Consider the following 18,699-nt stretch of genomic DNA (forward strand, 5'->3'; position numbering starts at 1 on the left):
AATCATACGCATTTTCATGAATTCCATCGCCGTCGTTCGCCTCGGAGGTCCTTGGAGCACCGCCCGTTCCACCCGCACTTCCTCAGTCAATCTCCGAGCTTACGCGCCGCCGGGCGGATTTGCCCTGGTTGACCCCGCGAGGGCGCATGGGACAACATCCCCAATGTCCCCGGGGACACCGGGATGTCCCATGGTATCGCGCCAGCGCCCCGACGACGATGTGACACTGGAGCGCTCGCGCACGGCCGAGGTCGCGGCCGAACGGGGTTTCACGAGCGCCGCCCGGCTGGTGCTCGTCCACCCGCCCGAGCTCCGGCGCGTCGTCGACCTCGGCCCGGCCGCGATCACTCTCGGCCGCCAGCCGCCGGCACCGAACGGCCTCGCAGTCGCGCACCCGACCCTGTCGCGGATCCACGCCGAGCTCCGCTTCGACCGCGGCACCCACTGGCTGCGCGACCTGCAGTCGCGCAACGGCACCTGTCTGCAAGGACAGGCGATCAACGAGCTGCCGCGAGCGCTCGCCCACGGCGCCGTCATCCGCATAGGCGACGTCCTGCTGGTCCATGAAATCGCCCAGGACCCGCGCGGCCGCGTCGACCCGCCCGAGGTCGACCGCGCGGCCATCCCCGGCGACTCGCTGGCGATCGCGGCCCTGCGCAGCGCGGTGCTGCGGGTCGCCGAGCAGCGCAGCCCGGCGCTGGTGATCGGCGAGACCGGCACCGGCAAGGAGCGGATCGCCGCAGAGATCCACCGGCTCAGCAAGCGCCGCGGCGAGCTGATCGTGGCCAACTGCGCCGCCCTCAGCCCGACGCTGATCGAGAGCCAGCTGTTCGGCCACGACCGCGGGGCCTTCACCGGCGCGAGCCAGCGGTCCAGCGGCCTGTTCCGCGCCGCCGAGGGCGGCACCCTCGTGCTCGACGAGATCGGCGAGCTGCCGCTCGAGCTGCAACCCAAGCTGCTGCGCGCGATCGAGTACGGCGAAATCATCCCGGTCGGCTCGTCACGGGCGCAGAGCGTCGACGTGCGGGTCGTCGGCGCCACCAACCGCGACCTCGGCCGCGAGGTCGAGGCCGGCCGGTTCCGCCGCGACCTCTACGCCCGCCTCGCCCTCGCCGAGCTGCGCGTGCCGCCCCTGCGCGAGCGCCGGGCCGACCTGCTCGAATGGCTCGACCGCCTGTTCGGCTCCGTCAGCGGCACCTTCGCCGCCGCCCTGTCGACCAGCGCCGCCGAGGCGATCCTGCTCCACGCCTGGCCCGAGAACCTGCGCGGCCTGCATCGCCTGGTGATGGACTGCCGCAGCCTCACCGCCCCGATCCGCCCCGGCCAGCTGCCGACGTGGCTGACCACCCCGACGCCCACCGACGCTCCGCCGCCGCCCCCCGCCGAGGCCGTCGCCCCGCCCCCCGCCGCCAAGGAGACCCGCGCCTACCGCCCCCGCCCCCCGCGCGAGGAGCTGCTGCGCGTGCTCGAGGAGCACGAATGGAGCATCCGCGCGACCGCCAAGCACTACGAGCGCGACCGCAAGCAGATCAGCCGGTGGATCGAGTTTTACACGATCGCCCTGCCCGGCCACGAATGAACGAATCACCGCATGTTTTAAAAGACATGCCCTAATAAGCATGTCCTGAAGGGCATGTCTATTCGTGCGTCACCAATGCCTCCGCATGTCCTGAAGGCCACGTCACCCCGCGCCCCGCGGGTGCCCCGCCTCCGCATGCCCTGCAGCGTCGACTCGCCCCCGCCGGTGCTCCGCCTCTGCATGTCCTGAAGGCCACGTCACCCCGCGCCCCGCCGACGACCCGCCGGTGCTACCCTGACCGCGATGGCCCCGCCCGCCCCGCCGCGCCTGCCGACCCTCGCGGTCGGCGTGATCGGCCACGTGCACGACGGCAAGACGGCGCTCGCCGCCGCGCTCACCCGCGTCACCACCGGCCAGCCGCGCACCCACGAGCAACTGCTCGACTACTGCGAGCGCCTCACCAACATCACGCTCCTCGGCAAGTGCATCGAGTACTGCACCGAGCGGCGGCGGATCGTCCACTGGGACTGCCCCGGCCACGCCGACCGCTGCAAGAACACCATCAAGGCGCTGTCGCAGGTCGACATCGTCATCCTGGTCGTCTCGGCCGCCGCCGGCCCGCGCGAGCAGACGCGCGAGCACCTGCAGTGCGCGCGGGCCCTCGGCGTCACCCACGTGCTCGTGTTCCTCAGCATGTGCGACCTGCTGGACTCGCCCGAGCTGCTCGACCTCGTCGAGCTCGAGACGCGCGAGCTCCTGCAAGCGTGCGGCTTCGACGGTGACACTGCCCCTCTGATCCGCGGCTCGGCCACGCAGGCCGACCGCGGCGAATGGCGCGAGCCGCTGTATGCCCGGCGCGACGCCCTCGACGCCGCGCCGCTGCGCCTCCACGACGCCGCGGGCCCGCTGCTGCTGCCGATCGTGCGCACCTACAGCCGTTGGTACGGCCCCTGGTACGACCGGTGGAGGGCCGCGGCGCCGAGTGGCGAGCACCGTGCTGGCCGGACGCATCGAGCGCGGCACCCTGCACACCGGCGACACGCTCGAGCTCGTCGGCCACGGCCAGACTCGCCGCGGCCAATGCGTGCAGCTCCGCGCGTTCGAATGCGTGGTCGACGAGCTCGCCGCCGGCGAGTCGGCCGGTTGCCAGCTGACCGGGGTCCCGCCGTGGGACGTCACGCCTGGCATGGTCCTCGCCAGCCCCGATGCGCTCGCTACTCACCGCCGCTTCGTCGCTCGCCTGTCGCTGCCGCCGCGGCTCTCCGCCCGCCCGCGCAGCAGCTGGCGGGGCCCGACAGCGATCGCCAGCGGCTACCGGCCGCACCTCTACGTCCGCACCGCCGACATCAGCTGCACCATCACCCTGCCGGACGCCCCCCGCGCCGAACCAGGCGAGCGCGTCACCGCCGAGATCGTGCTCGACGTCCCGACCGTGCTCGCCGGCGCCCCCGGCTTCATCCTCCGCGACGCCCACTCGACGGTCGCCACCGGCGAGATCGTCGAGCTCCTCGACTGATTTTTCTTTTTATAATGATATGACCGAAAGGCCATGTCGATCAGACCTGGAGCGCGACACCTCAGCCCTGATCTCCAAAAAAAGAAAGCGCATGCTCTCCGAAATAGTCCGGCCCGCGACGCAGTCCTCGCTGCTCCGCATGTCACGCGCGCCACGGTTCCTCCTCGCCGCCACCCTGCTCTCACCCGCTTGCGCCGGCCGACGACATGAACCGCCGCTGACCGAGTCAGCCCTGCGCGCCGAGCTCGATCGCCACACCTGCGCGCGCTGGGAGCCGGAGGTGAAGCAGTGGAGCCTGCTCCTGTTCGACTCGAGCTGCGATCCCGCCCCGGCGTCCGGCGACGCCCAAGTGCTCACGCGGGCCGCCGTCGCCCGCCTGCGACCGCTGCTTCTCCTCACCGAATCAGCCCACGATCACTTTTATGAGGAGACCGCCCGCTCGCCGCCGCCGTCGCACGAGGAGGCCCAGCGCCTCGCCGACGCCGCAGTGTGGTCCGATCGCCTGCTCTCGGGCGCGGTTTGGCAGGCCCTCGCCCGCGAGCTCGCCGCCCGCGGCCTCGCCTGCGGCGATTGTCCGCGCCCCCGCGAGCCACCTCCAATCACGGCCCGCTGGGCCGAGTTCTTCCCGTACCTCGCGGCCTACGTCTGGCCAGTTCAACTCTCGGAGGGCGCTCCCGTCGAGATCTTCACATGCTCCGAAGTCCACGGCGCCGCCGCCTTGCCCGTCAATCCGACCCTGACGCAAGCCGGTCAACTCGCGGCGTTCGCCTTCGCCGAAGACGAGACCGCCGCTCGCCAGATCCACGCCCTCGCCAGCCAGGGCTCGCTGGCCGAAATTTTAAAATTGGTGCGGAGCTACCTCGATTCACCGGAGAGCCGCCGACTCGCCTGCGCCGCTCTCGCAGACGTCGCCTGGTTCACCGGCCTCCGCATCTCGGATTGCTGACCCCGCAACAAGAAATCGAAGCGCGGTCATCGGTGGAGTCACGCGCCTGAAGTTGTACCGCCAATCGCGAAGCTCTTCATGTCGAGCAGCCCGGTGCGAGATTCTTCGAGCCAAGCGCGGATCGATCCGGACTCGGCGAGACGCCGTCGTGCTCACCTTCTGCCCGTGGCAAGGCGCAGCAACAAAATACAGGGCTTCGCAGTTGCGCTGGGTCCGCTTGTCGATCGTAAAATCGCGCGTCATCACGAGGGTGGAGGCGCACGATGCCGTACTTCGACTCGACGGCGATCCGGCGGGCCGAGTACGAGCCGTCGACCCGAACCATGACGATCTGGTTCGTCGGCAACGACGACCCCTACGATTATCCAGAAGTACCGTCCGCCGTCTTCGACGGGCTGTGCCGCGCCGGCTCGCAGGGGCAATTTTTCAATGCTTGCATCCGCGACCTCTATCCCGGCCACCGCCGGTCTCGCCTGCGGCGCGCCGGCAAGAGACCCCACTCGAGGTCTCCGACCTGACCCGACCGGGCTGGCGGCGAGCTGGCAGCAGTGCGCTGCTCGCCGGGACCCGCCGTGACGCGATGGACGCCCGCCGGTGTCCCACGCACCGCAGGGCACGTGACGGCTCGCACGCGCCTGGCCGCAGGACCACGTCGAGGGAAGTTCCCCACTCGCTCCTGGCGGGGCCAAGATCGTCGCTCGACACCCCGACCCATGAGAACTCCGACGATGTGCCTCGTGGTCGCGCTCGCCTCCGGCGGGTGCCGTAGCTCCGCGCCGCCCAGCCCTCCGGGCGAGGACGACCGGCTGGTGCGCGAGGCCGACGTGGCGGTGAAGGAGGCGCAGCTCGGGTGGGAGCAGGCCGACGCGAAGGCCGAGCAGAGCCGGCAGGCCGCGCTCGCCGTGGGCGAAAGGATCGATGAATTCGTGGCCAGGGCCAAGGCCGCCGAGGTCGAGCGGGTGAGGTACGCGGGCACGCTCGCGGCGGCCCGCGAGGCGGCCCGCGAATGCACCGTCACGCGAGAGCGCCTGCTCGAGCTCCACCGGACTCTGCTCGAGTACGTGTCCGACCCGCGGCGCGACGCCGCGATCGAGGGCCTCGAGGCCTGCCGCAAGCAGGCTGCGAACCCCAAGAAGGCTGACGTCCAGCGGGACAACGCCGCCATGCGTCAGGAGGTCGCGTCCGCGCTCGAGGAGGCCTTCGACCTCACGTATCCGGACCAGCGCGGCCACCTGGTCGCCACGGTCAAGGGTGACGTGCTCGACGTCGCCCTGCCCACCTTCTCGGCCTGGGACGCCCCACGCTCCCAGCGCGAGGTCGAGAAGTGGTGCGACAGCTTCCCGAACTTCACCTCGATCGCGCTGCACAACACGCACGGCACCTTCAAGTGCCGCGCGAAGGAGCAGCCCAGGGACTACGCCGCGCGAATGTTGCGAGCGTCCGGGCTCGCGGCGCCGTGGGTGCCGGCGCCGTCCGGTCAGAAGACGATGCCCTCCACCTCGAGCGACGGCGACCTCGCCGAACTGAAGCGCCTGGGACGCGAGTTGGATGCAGCCATCGCCCAGTTCGAGGCCGACTCCCACGCGCTCCTGAACGCCCGGGCGCGCGCCGAGAAGGCGATCGAGCACTACGAGGAATTGCTCCGCCACCACTCGCGCTGACGTCGCGCGCCGCCGCGCTCTCCACCTCCGAACCGGAGCGGTGTGCTCGACCTCGGCCGACGCCCCCCGTCCTCATCCTCCTTTCGCTCGTTCGCTTCGACCCCCGCATGCATCGGCGCCGCGAGGACGGCCGCGCCCGAACGGCGTTGAGCGGCCTCGACGGCTCCATCGGCTCGCCAGGGACCGGCGTTCTCATTTTCTAAAACTGGTTTAAAAAGAACCGATCGTCGTGGCTCATCGGGTCCTGAAGACCACATTTTCGGGATATTTTTTAATACGTTGTAAAAAAACGCAATGCATTCTACCGTGCAGCGATGGTCCGATGGCGCGTCGATCGCTGACGTGATGCGCCGCTCCGTTCGCCCGCACCCATCACTCGCACCCCCTGAGGAGGCCCTCGATGCTTCGACCGCAACCCACCGCATCACGATGTTCGCTCGCTCTCGCCGCGCTGCTGCTCCCCGCGCTCGCCTGCGGGGACACGCCGCCTGCCGAGAGCACCGGCACCGGCGATAGCGCCACCACCGACGCCACCACGGGAGGCGGCGGCGCCACCACCGACGACGTCGTGCCGACCACCGGCGAGCCCACCAGCGGCGACCCCAGCAGCAGCGAAGGCAGCGATAGCAGCAGCAGCAGCGGGGGCGAGCCGGCCGGCTGCGACGCATCGAGCCCTTATTACGTCGAGCCCTACTTCGACCCGACCCCGCCGGCCCCCGACGCACTGTTGTGGAGCAGCCACGGCGGCTGGGCCCTGTGGGACTTCTGCCAGTGCAAGCCGGACGACACCGTGCTGCCCGAGGACCCGCGCGCCATGGTGCAGCCGGGCGTCAGCGACGGCCGGGCCGTCGCCTTCAACGCCTTCTGGAAGAATTGCCACGTCGATCCGGAGCTCGTGAAGGAGGTCGGCGCGCCCAGGACCTGCGGCGAGCTGCGCGAGCGCGCCAAGCGGGGCAGCGCCCTGCTCACCCCGAGCTCGATCGGCTCCGGCGCGCTGTTCTCGGGCACCGAGCCGCAGGACATCTCGGCCGGCTTCGGCATCGCCACCTTCCCCGCGACCCAGTACAACAAGCTGTGGCAGATCTGGGGCTTCCAGACGCGGCCCGACAACTTCGATGAGTTGGTCTCGCAGCGCTACGGCGCGCCCTTCGGACCGACGCCGAACCCTTATCCCTTGCCCGGCGAGGATCCCAACCTCACCAGCGGCGGCTCGGGTCGACTCCCGCAATTCTTCACCCACTTGCGCGAGCCCGACGGCACCTGGACCGGCAAGATCGGCATCACCTGCCAGGGCTGCCACTCCGGCAGCATCGGCACCGCGGACGACGGCCCCGGCCTCGGCCTCATGCTCGGCAGCGGCAGCCCGCTCGCCGATCACAACCTCTTCCTCCGCGACATGCTCCCGCTCGGCTACCTCGCCTCGGCGGCCACCATCGCCAACCTGAACCGCACCCGCGGGGTCAACAACGCCAGCGACGTGAACCTCGCCTTCCTGTTCCCGGACGAGGAGGGGTACGACCTCCAGACCCTGTGGGGCGTGCTCACCTCCGGCTCGACCGCCGGCATGAACACGCCGTCGTGGTGGAACATGGGCCACCGCGCGCTGAAGTTCGTCGACGGCACCTTCCCGATGGACGCGCCGCGCGTCGACATGGTGTTCTACACCCCGTTCTTCGGCCTCTTCGGCGGCATCCTCGGCCAGCTCAGCGAGTCTGGTCAGGACTGGATGCGCCAGCACGCCCCCGACGCCAACGACTGGATCGTCACTCTCAAGGCGCCGAAGTACCCGTTTGCGATCGACGAGGGCCTGGCGGGCATCGGCGCGGTCTACTTTCATACGCTCGACCTGTGGGCGCCGGAGCGCAGTAACCCGATCAAGAACCCCAAGGCCGGCAACGGCTCGTGCTCGAGCTGCCACGGGGCGTACGCCCCGCGGTTCTTCAACGACCCGGCGTGGCTCGCCCGGCCGGAGCTCGAGGGCGTCGCCAGCTACATCACCCCGCTCGACGTCATCGGCACCGACCCCGTGCGCATGGAGACCAACAACGAGGCAGTGCAGGTCGCCGGCGCCAAGAACTTCTTCGGCTACCCCGAGACCGCGGGCACCGACCAGGACTGCGGCCCGCAGAACCGCGAGGACCTGCGCGGCGATCGTGAGCTCGGCTACCTCGCGCCGCCGCTCCACGGCGTGTGGGCCACCGCGCCGTACCTCCACAACGGCTCGGTGCCCAACGTCTGGGAGGTCCTGAAGCCCTCGGAGCGCAAGAACATCTGGCTGCGCCTGTCGACGCCGCCGCGGCCCGACCAGGCCGGCGACGTCGTCATGGGCTACGACACCAGCCTCACCGCCTACGACGCCGAGAAGATCGGCTGGTACTACCAGGAGATCGCCTGCGAGGCCGGTGTGGGCGTGACGCCGTACATCGATTGCACTCCCGGCAGCGACAACGACCCGCTGGCCCAGCTGCTCCTCAGCACGCTCTATTCGAACTTCATCGGCGTGTGGAACATCCTCTATCCGCCGATCCTCACCGAAGCACAGATGGAAGAGCGGAAGATCTACAACACCCACATGCACGGCCAGGGCAACGAGGGCCACGAGTTCACGGCGGTGCTCACCGACGACGAACGCCTGGCGATCCTCGAGTACCTCAAGACCCTTTGAGGCTGCCCTCGTGCGAGCGCGAGAGACCTGCTGTCACGGGGACTCGGGCGGGACGAGGCTCGCACAGGTCGCGCGGTAGCGGGGCAGGCGCTTGTCGGCGAACAGGTCGAACAGCGCCCCGCCCCGCGAGCGCTGGTCGAGGCGCATGTGATGCACATCGCCGGCCTTGAACCGCCGCACGCCCTTGCCTGGCCCGTCCCGGCAGCGCGCTGCCCCCATTTCGGGGCAGCTGTGCGCGACGTACAGCTCGCGCTCGCCGTAGGTCCCGTCGATCACGTCGATGATCTCGTAGCGCATCACCACGACGATGTGCAGCACGCCGCAGCCTGCAGTGCTCTTCGGCTCGACCAGCCGTGCCACGACCGCGAGCTTGCGCGACGGCTCCGCTGCCGGCACCGGTTCGGCCGGTGCGCTCTCCGGAGCAGGCGGCGGACTCGTCGGCGGCTCACTCGTCGGTATCGGCGGCGCCGGGGATTCACTCGTCGGTATCGGCGGTGCCTGCTCTTCGGGCATGCGTGCCGCGGCCTCGTGCGCGGGAGCCTCGGCGGGTCGCTCGGGCGCTGCCGCGGGCGTCGTCTCGGCCGGCTGCGACGCGCACCCGATCGCGCCGAGGCTGAGGGACGAAGCCAGCGCGACACGTCCGAAGAGCGAAGCCCTGCGCGACCAGGGTATGCAACCAATCCCGGTCGCGCCCCCGGATGACCGAGAGCCTGGGCCGTGGCGCCGGTGGCTCCGCGTTGTCGAACGACCTGCGCTCATGGGCCTACCACGGCTCCGCGACGAGCTGGAGCGCAACGCCTGGCTGCGACAGGTCCCACGCCTCGCAGGCCTCGTTCGCGGCCCTGCGCTTGCAGCTCGCCTCGGGCTTGATCAGCGTGGTGCCACCGTCGCAGGGGATCACGCTGTCCCCCTGGTGCGTGACGGGCTCGCTCCCTGCCGCGAGATGGACCTCCCCACAAAGCGGGAGCGCGGCGCGGAGATCGGCGGCCTTCGCAGCGCCGTCGAAGCGGACCTCGCCGATGCGAATGGCCTGTTGCGAGAGAGCGACCTCGATCGAGACGACCCTGTCCCTCGCGAAGACCGTTCGATAGGGCCCCACGATCCGCACCTCCGCGTCGCCGCCATTCGCAGGAGAAGCACGGAGCCCGAACTCGTCGACCTCGGCGTGGCTCATCCCCAGCTTCACTGGACCGATCGACACTCCCGGAACGAGGACCGGAATCTCCGCCTGCCCGGTCGAGGACCGCTCGCCGCAGCCGAACGCGAGCAGGGCGAGGGCGAGCCCGAGCCTGGATGCGAAATGGGTCACCGGCCAAACGTAGCAGTCCGCCGCGCCCGCCAGGGACCCGTCGTGAGCAGGTCCGATCGCGCAGGGGCGGCGAAGCGTCGTCCTGCGTCCGTCGCTCCTCCGAACCGGCGACGCGCGGGATGGTGTTCGTCGCGGCCCCCGAGCGCGTCTCGACGCATCCGCTCGCGGGCATTTATGCGCGGTAGACGTCGTCCTCGACAGCGAGCGGCGCGGAGCCAGCCACCTCCGAAATTCGCGGTCTGCGGCGGTCTCGGGTGGTACATCTATCGTCGGCGCGACCATGCGAGATTTCGCCGTTCATCGAGGCGTCACGGCGCCGCTGCTGGCGCTCGGGCTGATCTTCGCGGACACGCCGACGGCGCTCGCCCAGGGGGCTGCGCCCGTCAGCCGGGCCCACGAGCCCACGAGCCCGGAGACCGTCCAGATCGCCACCGAGCCGCCGCGTCGTCCGCGACGGCCGTTGCTCGATCCATCGAAGCGCGAGCTGAGGCAGGCGCGGGGGTTCCTCGCCGGCGGCATCGTCCTGACGACGCTGTGCGCGGTCGGCTTCGGCCTCGTCACCTATACGGTCGTCAAGGCCGGCGATCGATTGCAAGGGTCGGCCGGCGCCAACACGTTCACTGCCGGCGGGGCCATGCTGGCGTGCACGCTCATGTCGATCGCGGGGATCGGCATCGGCGCTAAGCGTCTGCGAGCGCTCAAGACTTCCGGGCGGATCGCGTGGACCGGCGGGCTCGGGTTGCGCTTCTAGCAGGATGCTGAAGCAGGTCGAAGGACGCCGACGGCGGCGGCTCGTCGCTCCGCCGGCGACGCGCAGCGGTCGATCGGGCCGAGGTCGTCGTGCTGCTGACCCGCTGACGCGGCTTGACACGGCGGCCACCGCGTAGAACCGTCCTCGCGGATGCCCGAATACCTCGCCGATTACGACAGGTTCGGATTGCCGCCCGACGAGGCGCTGCGGCGGGTGATCGCCCGCGCCGCCGCCGATCCGCAATTCCTGGCCGACCTCGACGCCCTGTTCTTCAAGGTCCAACCGATGCTCGCCGAGCGCCTCGACTGCGAGGCGCCGCACTTCTTCGTCATGGCGCGGGACGGGGTCGGCAACGCGTGGGGCGTCTACGTCGACCCCGAGCTCGCCCCCACGCGCGGCACGCCGTGGGTGATGTGGGAGCACGAAGACGACGCGCTCAACTACGTCGCCGACGACACCGAGCAGTTCTTCGCGCGCTTGCTCGATTTTTGCGCATATCACCGCTGGTCGAGTGCGGGCTGCAGCTCGGCGTTCCCGGTGCAGGTCCGCCCGATCTGCTCGAGGCGCGACCCGTGGAGTGGCTGCCGCAGGGCCCGCTGTCGTCCTGACCGACGCTTCGAGCCAGGGGACGCGGTTCGCCGTCGCCCTCGACGAGCCGCCTCCACGCGCCGCACGCTCGTGTTAGGTTGAGACATGGACGACCTCCGTGCGTGGTTCGAAGCGGCCACGGCCGGCGGACGAGCGGCGCAACCGTCGGCCACATCGTTCCCGCTGGCCGCGACGCTCGCCGCCGAAGCGAGCATCCCCGGGGCAGTCGCCGAGGCCCGGGCGTTCTACGCCGCGGCCTGCTTCGACTGGGGCGGGGCGTGGGTCCACCGCCAGCGGATCGGCTCCCGCGAGGTGTTCTTCGTGCATGTCGGCACCGACGGCGACGGCGGGTGGCTCGAGGTCTTCGACGACACCGGCGCCTTCTTGTTGGCCGCCTCGCTCGACGGCACCCGCCTCGTCTGGGAGCCGCGCGACGTGGCGCGGGCCCGAATCGAATCCGGCGAGCCCCCGCCCTGAATCGAGTGAACCGACGTCGTGCTCGGCTCGGGATGACCGTCAGCGACCGCGACGCGTCGCGGGGGATTGCGCTGCAGGTCGCGGTCGACGTGCGGTCGGTGGGTTTCGCGAGCTCGGGCTCGCGGCGAGCGTCGCGAGATGGAGGAGGGCGTCGGCGAGCTCGTGGTGGAGCTGCGCGTCGGGGATGCCGGCCTCGCGGAGCTGGCGGCGGGCGAACTTCGACGCGACCCACAGGGTCGGGCCGGGGCGCTCGGAGAACCAGCGAAACAGCGGGTAGAGCATGGTGCCCATGCCCTCGAAGTTGCGCATGTCGACGACGACGGGCTCGTCGTCGCCGGCGCTGAAGAAGAAGTCGCCGAGGACTCGCTCCTCGGAGCTCGAGAGGCGGCTGAAGATCTGCAGACGACGCGGAGAACCGCCGCGGTCGCGCAGGGGTGGCCCGAGGTCGAGGTAGCCGTGCAGCTGCTCGAGGGCCGTGCGCGCGGGGTCGTCCAGGACCTCGGTGGCGAGGCGGTGCAGGGTCGCGAAGTAGGCGTGCGCGGGCAGGCCGGCGTCAGGGCTCCACGCTTCGAAGCGCGCCGGCGGAGCGTCTGCGGTGGTGACTGCGACGCGGAGGCCGATGCCGTCGCAGCCGCGGCGGTCGTCGGGGACGGACAGGCCGGGCAGGTCGCGCGCGAGGTCGTGGCGCAGCTGCGCGACGCTTTCGGAGCCGAGGACCGCGCTGTGGTCGGAGTGCGGCGGAAGCACGAGGGCGACCAGCTCGGCGAGCTCGGCGGGCGAGCGGGCGTCACGCAGGTCGGCGTTGCCGGCGAGCGCGCCCCACAGGCTGTCGGTGAACACGCGGAGGTGGACGGTGGTCGCGTCGGGCAGGAGCTCGACGGTCAGGAGGCTCTCGCTGTGGAACGACGGCTGGAACAGGACCTGGTGGCGCTCGCCGCCCGCGGCGGGCGGCGAGGCGCCGACGAGGAGCGTCCCGAGGAGGTCGAACTTCATGGGTCGATCCTAAGACTTTCTCGACCTCGCGTCGCCGGGTCGAGGACGCTCGCCCCTGCGACCTCAGCCCTCCGGCGTCCCGACCACGTTCTTGAGCGCCCACCCCGTCATGTCCGAATACGTGTAGGGCCCCACCAGCCCGCCGACGAATTCGGCCGTGTGCGTCTCCGGGTCGAGCACGTGCGCTCCGTTGGCGTCGGTGTCGACCATCCACACCTGCCCGTCGACGTCCACGCTGATCCCCGCCGGGTACTTCAGGTTCACCAGAGTCGCCGCGTCGATCAGCTCCACGAAGCTCGCCGAGTCGGTGTCCACGCGCAGGATGCCCTGTGACAGCGCCGCCACCCACAACTGGCCGTTCGCGTCCTCCTGCATCCCGCGGCTCAGCGACGTGTACTCGGGCGGCAGCGCCACGCTCGTCCAGCTCGCCGTCGACGGGTCGTAGCGCTGCAGCGAGCCCTGCCCGCCGACCCACGCGCGGCCGGCGTGATCGACGGTGAATCCGTACACCGTGAAGAACGACTGCTTCGGGTCGGGCACCGCGATGACTTCGTGACTCAGGTCGTCGTGACGCACGTGGACCAGCGGCCCGGTCGACCACGCCGCGCCCCAGAAGTCGTTGTTGGAATCGACCGCTCCGCCGTAGACCCCGAACCCGCCGTCGACCCCGGGCAGCGTCGTCGACGCCACGATCGTCCCGTCCGCGCCGCGCAGCAAGTACACCGTCGCGTTGCCCAGCGCGTCGGGAGCGCTGGTCCACACCTCCGGCTCGACGTGCGTCATGCAGCCGTCGCCGTCGATCACCGGCGTGCCCGACGTCCAGGCCGCCGGGCGCGACGCGAACCGCAGCGGCGTGTTCCACACCACACATTCGTCCTGCCCCCACGGCAGCACCTCGCTCGCGCCGGACGACGTCTCGATCGTCCCGCTGCCGTCGTGGTCGACGCAATCGGCGGCGCGGGCCACGATCTTGGTGATGCTGCCGGCGCGGTTGACCACCGCCACGTCGCCGCGCAGGTTGACCGACGTGCGCGAGGGGTCGGGTCCGGGCTCCGGGCCGGTGCGGTAGCGACCGACCTCCGTCCGCGACTTCGTATCGATCTTCGACACCGTCCCCTCGGGCGAGTTGGCGATCCATATGAAGCTGAACTCGAGGTCGCCGCCCTGGCAGCCGACCGGCATGCCGAGGTCGGGCTGCGCGCCGAGGTCGAACTTCACCGCCGCAGTCGTCGCGCTCGAGCTCGAGGATGACGTCGAAGACATCGCGGCCTCCGTCGTCGCTGCGCCCGTGGTCCCGCTCGTCGTCGCCTCGGCGCCGGTGGTCTCGACCTCGGTCGTCGCGGCGGGCGGCCGGTGCGGCTCCGTGGCGCCGCCGACGCTGAGGCCGCTGCTGCTGCTCTGGCCGGCGTGGCATGCGAGGCACAGGACGGACGCGAAGGCGAGCGTGCGCATGGTGGACCTCCGGGCGAGGACAACCTTGCTCGCAGTCCGCCGCGCGCGACCGTGACGCACACACGCCGCGCGCGCTCGCGGCGACGTCCTACACGGCCCGATCGCCCGGCGAACGCGCCCGCCTCGGGCCGCCGCGGCGCCCGCCTCGCGCGCTCAACGACGCGGGAACCACGGGATCAGCCGCGACGTGCTCCGCTGATAATCGGCGTAGTTCGGATACTTCGCGCGCGTCAGCTGCTCGGTGAACGTCGTCGAGCCGTGGAACAGCAGCGTCAGCAGCACCGGGCCGATGATCGCGACATTGACGAGGCCGGCCCCCGACGCGACCGAGAACGCATAGAACGTCCACCACATCGACACCTCGCAGAAGAAGTTCGGGTGGCGGGAGTAGCGGAACAGCCCCTGGGTCAGGAACTTGGGCCCGTAGGCCGCGCCGCGGTCGCGCTTGGCGTTCTGGAACCGCCACTGCTGCTGGTCGGCGATCGTCTCGCCGGCGAGCAGCAGCAGGAACACGATCGTCGCCAGAGTGTCGAGCGAGCCCCACGGCGCGGCCTCCGGCGTCGCGGCCACGTACGCCGGCGCTGCCAGGAGCAGCAGCAGGATGTTCTGGAAGAACGCGATGAACACCAGGTTGAACGCCGCGAACAGCGGCGGCGACAGACGGCGGCGCAGCTCGACCCAGCGGTAGTCCTCGCCGCCCGGCGCGTAGCCGCCCTTGCGCGCGAAGTTGAAGGTCAGGCGCGCGCCCCACAGCACCGCGAGGATCGTCATCACAGTCAGGCGCGGATCGCAGTGCGAGTGCGACGCGAACCATGCGACGTACGCGGGCGGGAGGATCGACCACAGGCGGTCGACCCACGAGTACTCGCGGGTGAGCGCGCCGAGCAGCCAGCACAGGGTGGCAGCGCCGAGGCACGCGAGGGACGCGGCGTGGAGTGGGTCCATGGCGGCATCCTATGTCCAAACCGCCCCGCGTGGCGACGAGCGCAGCGGGCCGGCAGAGCGCGGACGGTCGTCCGCACATGGCCTTGGGACCATGCCGGGCCCGTGCGCGACACCTGCGTTCGGCGCGGCCCGACGCGGGCTTCGGGGGCCCGCGCGTGGACGCGTCGAGATCTCTCCGCTATCGTCGCTGCCGCGTATGCTCGACATCCCGCTCCCCCGGCGGCTGCAGGGCCCCGGCAACATGCTGCACCTGGCCTTCCGGCCCGAGCAGTTCATCGCCCGGCAGACCGCGGTGGCGCCGATCCACCAGGTCGTCATGCCCTGGTTCTCGCCCTACCTGGTCGCCGACCCCGAGCTCATCGACGAGGTCCTGGTCGGCCGCAGCAAGCTGTTCATCAAGGACCGCTTCACCCGCGACCTCTCGCTCGTCACCGGCAACGGCCTGCTCGTCAGCGACGGCGACTTCTGGCGCCGCCAGCGGCGGCTGGCCCAGCCCGCCTTTCACCGCGAGCGGATCGCCTCCTACGCCACGGTGATGGTCGACCACGCCGAGCGCCTCGCCTCGACATGGCGCGAAGGACAGGTGCTCGACATCCACGCGGCGATGATGCGACTCACCCTCGACATCGTCGCCGACACCCTGTTCTCCACCGGCGTCGACCGGGCCATCGCCGACACCATCGGCGGCGCGCTCGACGTCATCATGGCGCGCTTCTCCGACTACACCTACGCGTTCCTGCCGTGGCTCGCCGGCCTGCCGCTGCCGAAGAACCGCCGGTTCCACGAGGCCCGCGCGCGCATCGACGGCGCCATCCGCGGCATCATCGCCGCCCGGCGCGCCAGCGGCCGCGACGAGGGCGACCTGCTGTCGATGCTGCTGCGCGCGCGCGACGACGAGGGCGGGCAGATGACCGACGAGCAGCTGCGCGACGAGGCCTTCATCCTGTTCGTCGCCGGCCACGAGACCACCGCGCTGGCGCTGTCGTGGACGTGGATGCTGCTGTCGCAGCACCCCGACGCGTGGGACAAGCTGCGCGCCGAGCTCGACCACGTCCTGGGCGACCGGCCGCCGACGCTCGCCGACGTGCCGGCGCTGCGCTACACCGACTGGGTCGCGCACGAGAGCATGCGGCTGTACCCGCCGGCGTGGAGCATCGGCCGCGAGGCGCTGGAGGACCTCGAGCTCGGCGGCGTCGCCGTCCCGCGCGGCGCTCAGCTGTGGATGTTCCAGTGGGCGGCGCACCGCGACGCGCGGTACTTCCCGCGGCCCGAGGCGTTCGAGCCCGAGCGGTGGGACGGCGACCTGTTGAAGAAGATCCCCCGCTTCGCCTACTTCCCGTTCGGCGGCGGCCCGCGCCTGTGCATCGGCAACAACTTCGCCATGCTCGAGCTCGTGCTGGTGCTCGCCACCCTCGCCCGCCGCTGGCGCCCGGTCGTCCGCCCCGCCGATCGCCCGCGCCCGCAATTCTCGATCACGCTGCGCCCCGCGGGCGGCATGCGAGCCACGTTGCAGCGGCGCTGAGGGCTCCGGAGCGCGGGCCTGCTCGCGGCGGAGGGCTCGCGGCGAGGCCGTGCGCGGGCGGAGGCCCCGCCGCGAGCGTGTGGCGTCGCGTCGGGTCGCAAGGCGTACATCTCCCGCGGAGATCCTCCGCGCTCGCACGAGGCGGCTTCTACGCCTGGCCCGGGTGTGGTTGAACACCCGGGGGCCTGCCCCATGGTTCTACCGTGCGTCACCAGTCCCCGGGGACAGGCGACGAGAAGGGAGGTGTCATGGCCGCAGTTCGCGTATTTCACGTCCGTCGGCCGCGTTGGCGCCGTCCCCTCACCATCGCCGCGATCGCGCTGGCCGCCGCGGTCACGCTCATCGGCCTGATCCCGTGGTCATGCGCCTCGCGCCCGGGCGACCGCGCGTCGCTGAACGGCGAGGTCGCCTCGGCCGCCGTCGACGTCGCCGACCTCGTCCGCGGCCGACGCGACTTCTACGGCGAGGACTTCGGCAACGAGGTGTTCTTCAGCGACGTCATGGGCGTGCTGCGCGGCCCGCTGCGGACCTGGCCGGCGGCGCGGGCCCTGTTCAAGCTGCGCGGCGCGGGCACCACCAACCTCGAGATCGAGCTCGCCGAGGACGTGACGATCGCCGGCCAGACCTACGCCAGGGGCAGCAAGCTCGGCACCGGCCTCGACGTCGCCGCCGGCTCGTTCTTGCCGCTCGGCGTGGTCGTCCACATGACGCGCTACGAGATTCGCGTCGGCATCACCTGCGCGCTGTGTCACTCGACCGTCGACCCGGAGACGCGACAGGTGATCCACGGCGCCGCCAACAGCGACCTGCAGGCCGGCCTGCTGCTCGCTCTGGCGCCGAACAGCGCGGCCTTCCGCCCGCACACCGCCGCCGCGCCGGGCCCCGACCCTGCCGAGGTCGAGGCAGCCGTCGATCGCACGCTCGCGGCCTGGCCGCCCGGCAGCTTCGACGCCACCCTCGACGGCGCCGCCAACCCGACGCGGATCCCCGACGTCTTCGTCCACGAAGAGGCCCCGTACGGCTGGACCGGCTCCTCGCGCGCGGGGCCGCTGTCCGGCCTCGCCCTCTACATCAACGGACCCACCGCCTTGCACGCCGTCAGCGCGCCGTACATCGAGCCGCCGGAGTGGGAGCGGATCGTCGGCATGGCCGCCTGGCAGGACGCGTTGCGCCCGCCCGAGGTCGTCGTCGACGCGGCCGCCGCGGCTCGCGGGCGCGAGGTGTTCGCGCGCGCCGGCTGCGAGCGCTGCCACGCGGGCCCGGCCTACACCACGCAGACGGTGCTGCCGCACGCCCGCGTCGGCACCGACCCGGCGCGCGCCAATGGCCAGAGTGGTTATAAAATTCCCGGGCTCGTCGGCTTGTGGTGGAGCGCCCCGTACTTGCACGACGGCGGCGTCGCCGTCGGCCCCGGCGAGAGCGTCGTCGGCGTCGGCAACCTCCGCGCCCGCGACACCCCGCTCGACCCGCGAGCCAGCCTGCGCGCGCTCGTCGATCGCGAGCTGCGCGCCCGCGTGATCGCGGCCAACCACGCCGACACCGCGCGCTGGGAGCTGCACGTGCGCGGGGTCGGCCACGAGTTCTGGGTCGACCCCGGCGCCGGCTTCACCCCGGCCGAGCAGAGCGCGCTCGTCGAGCACCTGCTGTCGCTGCGGATCCCCGGCAGCTGAGCGCCCGAGCGCCTGCTCGATCGAGCATGCCCCTGCAGACATGTCCTCGCGCTCATCCGCGGCGAGCCGCGCTCGCGCGGTATCGCGGGACCGCGATTCAGCTCAGCACTGCGACGGTTCGATCTCCGGGTAGCAGATCTCGCCGTCCTCGCAGGGATTGCCGCACAGCTCGTTCTGCTTGGTGCATGGATTGCACGCCTCGACGTCGTCGGCCTTGCAGCCGGGGCTGCCGATGAAGCGATCGACGCCCTCGATCGTGCAGCAGCCGAAGCAGTCGCACCCGTTCGGCGCCACGCAGCTGCCGGCGCAGTTCTCCCGGTCGCCGTCGACGCATTTGCCGTAGTTGTCGGTCATGTCGTCGGGATCGTCGGGGTCGAGCGTCGGGCTGTACTTGCAGTTCGGCCCGCCCGGCTCGAGCGGGTCGCACTTGAGGTTCCACTGGCAATCGCCGCCGCCCTGGCCGCCGTTGCCGTCGAAGTAGCAGTCCTGCTTGCAGGGGTCCTTGTCCTCGAGCGGCGAGCCGTACTCCGCCTCGCTGTCGTCGCACGGCCCGAAGCACTCCATGTCGCCGCAGTCGACCCCGCCGTCGCCGTCGTTGTCGAGGCAATCGCCGCACTGATGGACCTTGCCGTCGTATTCGCACACCCGCGGCGTACAGGCCGGCGGATCGTCGCCCACCCCCTCC

General features: G+C 71.1%; 18 protein-coding genes. 11 read left to right on the forward strand and 7 right to left on the reverse strand.

The window, feature by feature from the left end; all coding sequences use genetic code 11:
- Positions 1-190 precede the first annotated feature (190 nt).
- On the forward strand, positions 191-1,579 hold the full coding sequence (locus OV090_RS44050) for a sigma-54-dependent Fis family transcriptional regulator (RefSeq protein ID WP_267710932.1): 1,389 nt from the start codon (positions 191-193) through the stop codon (positions 1,577-1,579).
- A 102-nt stretch (positions 1,580-1,681) separates the two neighbouring features.
- Here the strand turns inward: OV090_RS44050 and OV090_RS44055 are convergent, their stop codons facing one another.
- A complete protein-coding gene (locus tag OV090_RS44055; RefSeq protein WP_267710933.1) occupies positions 1,682-2,410 on the reverse strand; it encodes a hypothetical protein in 729 nt (242 codons plus the stop codon).
- A 103-nt stretch (positions 2,411-2,513) separates the two neighbouring features.
- Here OV090_RS44055 and OV090_RS44060 point away from each other — a divergent pair, with 103 nt between their 5' ends.
- From OV090_RS44060 to OV090_RS44080, 5 genes are all read left to right on the forward strand, one after another.
- A complete protein-coding gene (locus OV090_RS44060; RefSeq protein WP_267710934.1) occupies positions 2,514-3,035 on the forward strand; it encodes an EF-Tu/IF-2/RF-3 family GTPase in 522 nt (173 codons plus the stop codon).
- Between the two features lie 139 nt (positions 3,036-3,174).
- Positions 3,175-3,981, forward strand: coding sequence for a hypothetical protein (locus tag OV090_RS44065; RefSeq protein WP_267710935.1), 807 nt, complete (start codon positions 3,175-3,177; stop codon positions 3,979-3,981).
- A 263-nt stretch (positions 3,982-4,244) separates the two neighbouring features.
- Positions 4,245-4,499 carry a KTSC domain-containing protein gene (locus OV090_RS44070; RefSeq protein ID WP_267710936.1) on the forward strand — a complete coding sequence of 85 codons (255 nt, stop codon included), beginning with the start codon at positions 4,245-4,247 and terminating at the stop codon, positions 4,497-4,499.
- Positions 4,500-4,694: 195 nt separating this feature from the next.
- A complete protein-coding gene (locus tag OV090_RS44075; RefSeq protein WP_267710937.1) occupies positions 4,695-5,642 on the forward strand; it encodes a hypothetical protein in 948 nt (315 codons plus the stop codon).
- Between the two features lie 400 nt (positions 5,643-6,042).
- On the forward strand, positions 6,043-8,307 hold the full coding sequence (locus OV090_RS44080) for a hypothetical protein (protein WP_267710938.1): 2,265 nt from the start codon (positions 6,043-6,045) through the stop codon (positions 8,305-8,307).
- A 33-nt stretch (positions 8,308-8,340) separates the two neighbouring features.
- Here the strand turns inward: OV090_RS44080 and OV090_RS44085 are convergent, their stop codons facing one another.
- Together OV090_RS44085 and OV090_RS44090 are read right to left on the reverse strand one after the other, a co-directional pair.
- Positions 8,341-8,667 carry a hypothetical protein gene (locus OV090_RS44085; RefSeq protein ID WP_267710939.1) on the reverse strand — a complete coding sequence of 109 codons (327 nt, stop codon included), beginning with the start codon at positions 8,665-8,667 and terminating at the stop codon, positions 8,341-8,343.
- Between the two features lie 403 nt (positions 8,668-9,070).
- A complete protein-coding gene (locus OV090_RS44090; RefSeq protein ID WP_267710941.1) occupies positions 9,071-9,616 on the reverse strand; it encodes a hypothetical protein in 546 nt (181 codons plus the stop codon).
- A 280-nt stretch (positions 9,617-9,896) separates the two neighbouring features.
- Between OV090_RS44090 and OV090_RS44095 the strand changes: the two genes are divergently transcribed.
- The 3 genes from OV090_RS44095 to OV090_RS44105 all read left to right on the forward strand — a co-directional run bounded on the left by OV090_RS44095 (position 9,897) and on the right by OV090_RS44105 (position 11,432).
- Positions 9,897-10,367 carry a hypothetical protein gene (locus OV090_RS44095; protein WP_267710942.1) on the forward strand — a complete coding sequence of 157 codons (471 nt, stop codon included), beginning with the start codon at positions 9,897-9,899 and terminating at the stop codon, positions 10,365-10,367.
- Positions 10,368-10,517: 150 nt separating this feature from the next.
- On the forward strand, positions 10,518-11,057 hold the full coding sequence (locus tag OV090_RS44100) for a hypothetical protein (RefSeq protein ID WP_267710943.1): 540 nt from the start codon (positions 10,518-10,520) through the stop codon (positions 11,055-11,057).
- 3 nt (positions 11,058-11,060) lie between these two features.
- Positions 11,061-11,432: a hypothetical protein gene (locus OV090_RS44105; protein ID WP_267710944.1), complete on the forward strand. Its 372-nt coding sequence runs from the start codon at positions 11,061-11,063 to the stop codon at positions 11,430-11,432.
- 39 nt (positions 11,433-11,471) lie between these two features.
- On the opposite strand, the gene OV090_RS44110 is transcribed toward OV090_RS44105, so the two are convergent.
- From OV090_RS44110 to OV090_RS44120, 3 genes are all read right to left on the reverse strand, one after another.
- Positions 11,472-12,425 (reverse strand): hypothetical protein, encoded by a 954-nt coding sequence (locus OV090_RS44110; RefSeq protein WP_267710945.1) that lies wholly within the window; start codon positions 12,423-12,425, stop codon positions 11,472-11,474.
- Between the two features lie 63 nt (positions 12,426-12,488).
- The gene (locus OV090_RS44115) at positions 12,489-13,877 is read right to left on the reverse strand and encodes a hypothetical protein (protein WP_267710947.1); all 1,389 of its coding nucleotides are present in this window, start codon (positions 13,875-13,877) and stop codon (positions 12,489-12,491) included.
- A gap of 153 nt (positions 13,878-14,030) precedes the next feature.
- Positions 14,031-14,822, reverse strand: a complete 792-nt coding sequence (locus tag OV090_RS44120; protein WP_267710948.1) for a DUF1295 domain-containing protein — start codon at positions 14,820-14,822, stop codon at positions 14,031-14,033.
- A gap of 196 nt (positions 14,823-15,018) precedes the next feature.
- Between OV090_RS44120 and OV090_RS44125 the strand changes: the two genes are divergently transcribed.
- Entirely contained in the window at positions 15,019-16,344 is a 1,326-nt protein-coding gene (locus OV090_RS44125; RefSeq protein WP_267710949.1) for a cytochrome P450, read from the forward strand.
- A 248-nt stretch (positions 16,345-16,592) separates the two neighbouring features.
- The gene (locus OV090_RS44130; protein WP_267710950.1) at positions 16,593-18,014 is read left to right on the forward strand and encodes a hypothetical protein; all 1,422 of its coding nucleotides are present in this window, start codon (positions 16,593-16,595) and stop codon (positions 18,012-18,014) included.
- Positions 18,015-18,116: 102 nt separating this feature from the next.
- On the opposite strand, the gene OV090_RS44135 is transcribed toward OV090_RS44130, so the two are convergent.
- A complete protein-coding gene (locus OV090_RS44135) occupies positions 18,117-18,692 on the reverse strand; it encodes a hypothetical protein (protein WP_267710951.1) in 576 nt (191 codons plus the stop codon).
- Positions 18,693-18,699: the final 7 nt, after the last annotated feature.

The organism is Nannocystis sp. RBIL2, from assembly GCF_026626745.1.
Classification (GTDB): domain Bacteria; phylum Myxococcota_A; class Polyangia; order Nannocystales; family Nannocystaceae; genus Nannocystis.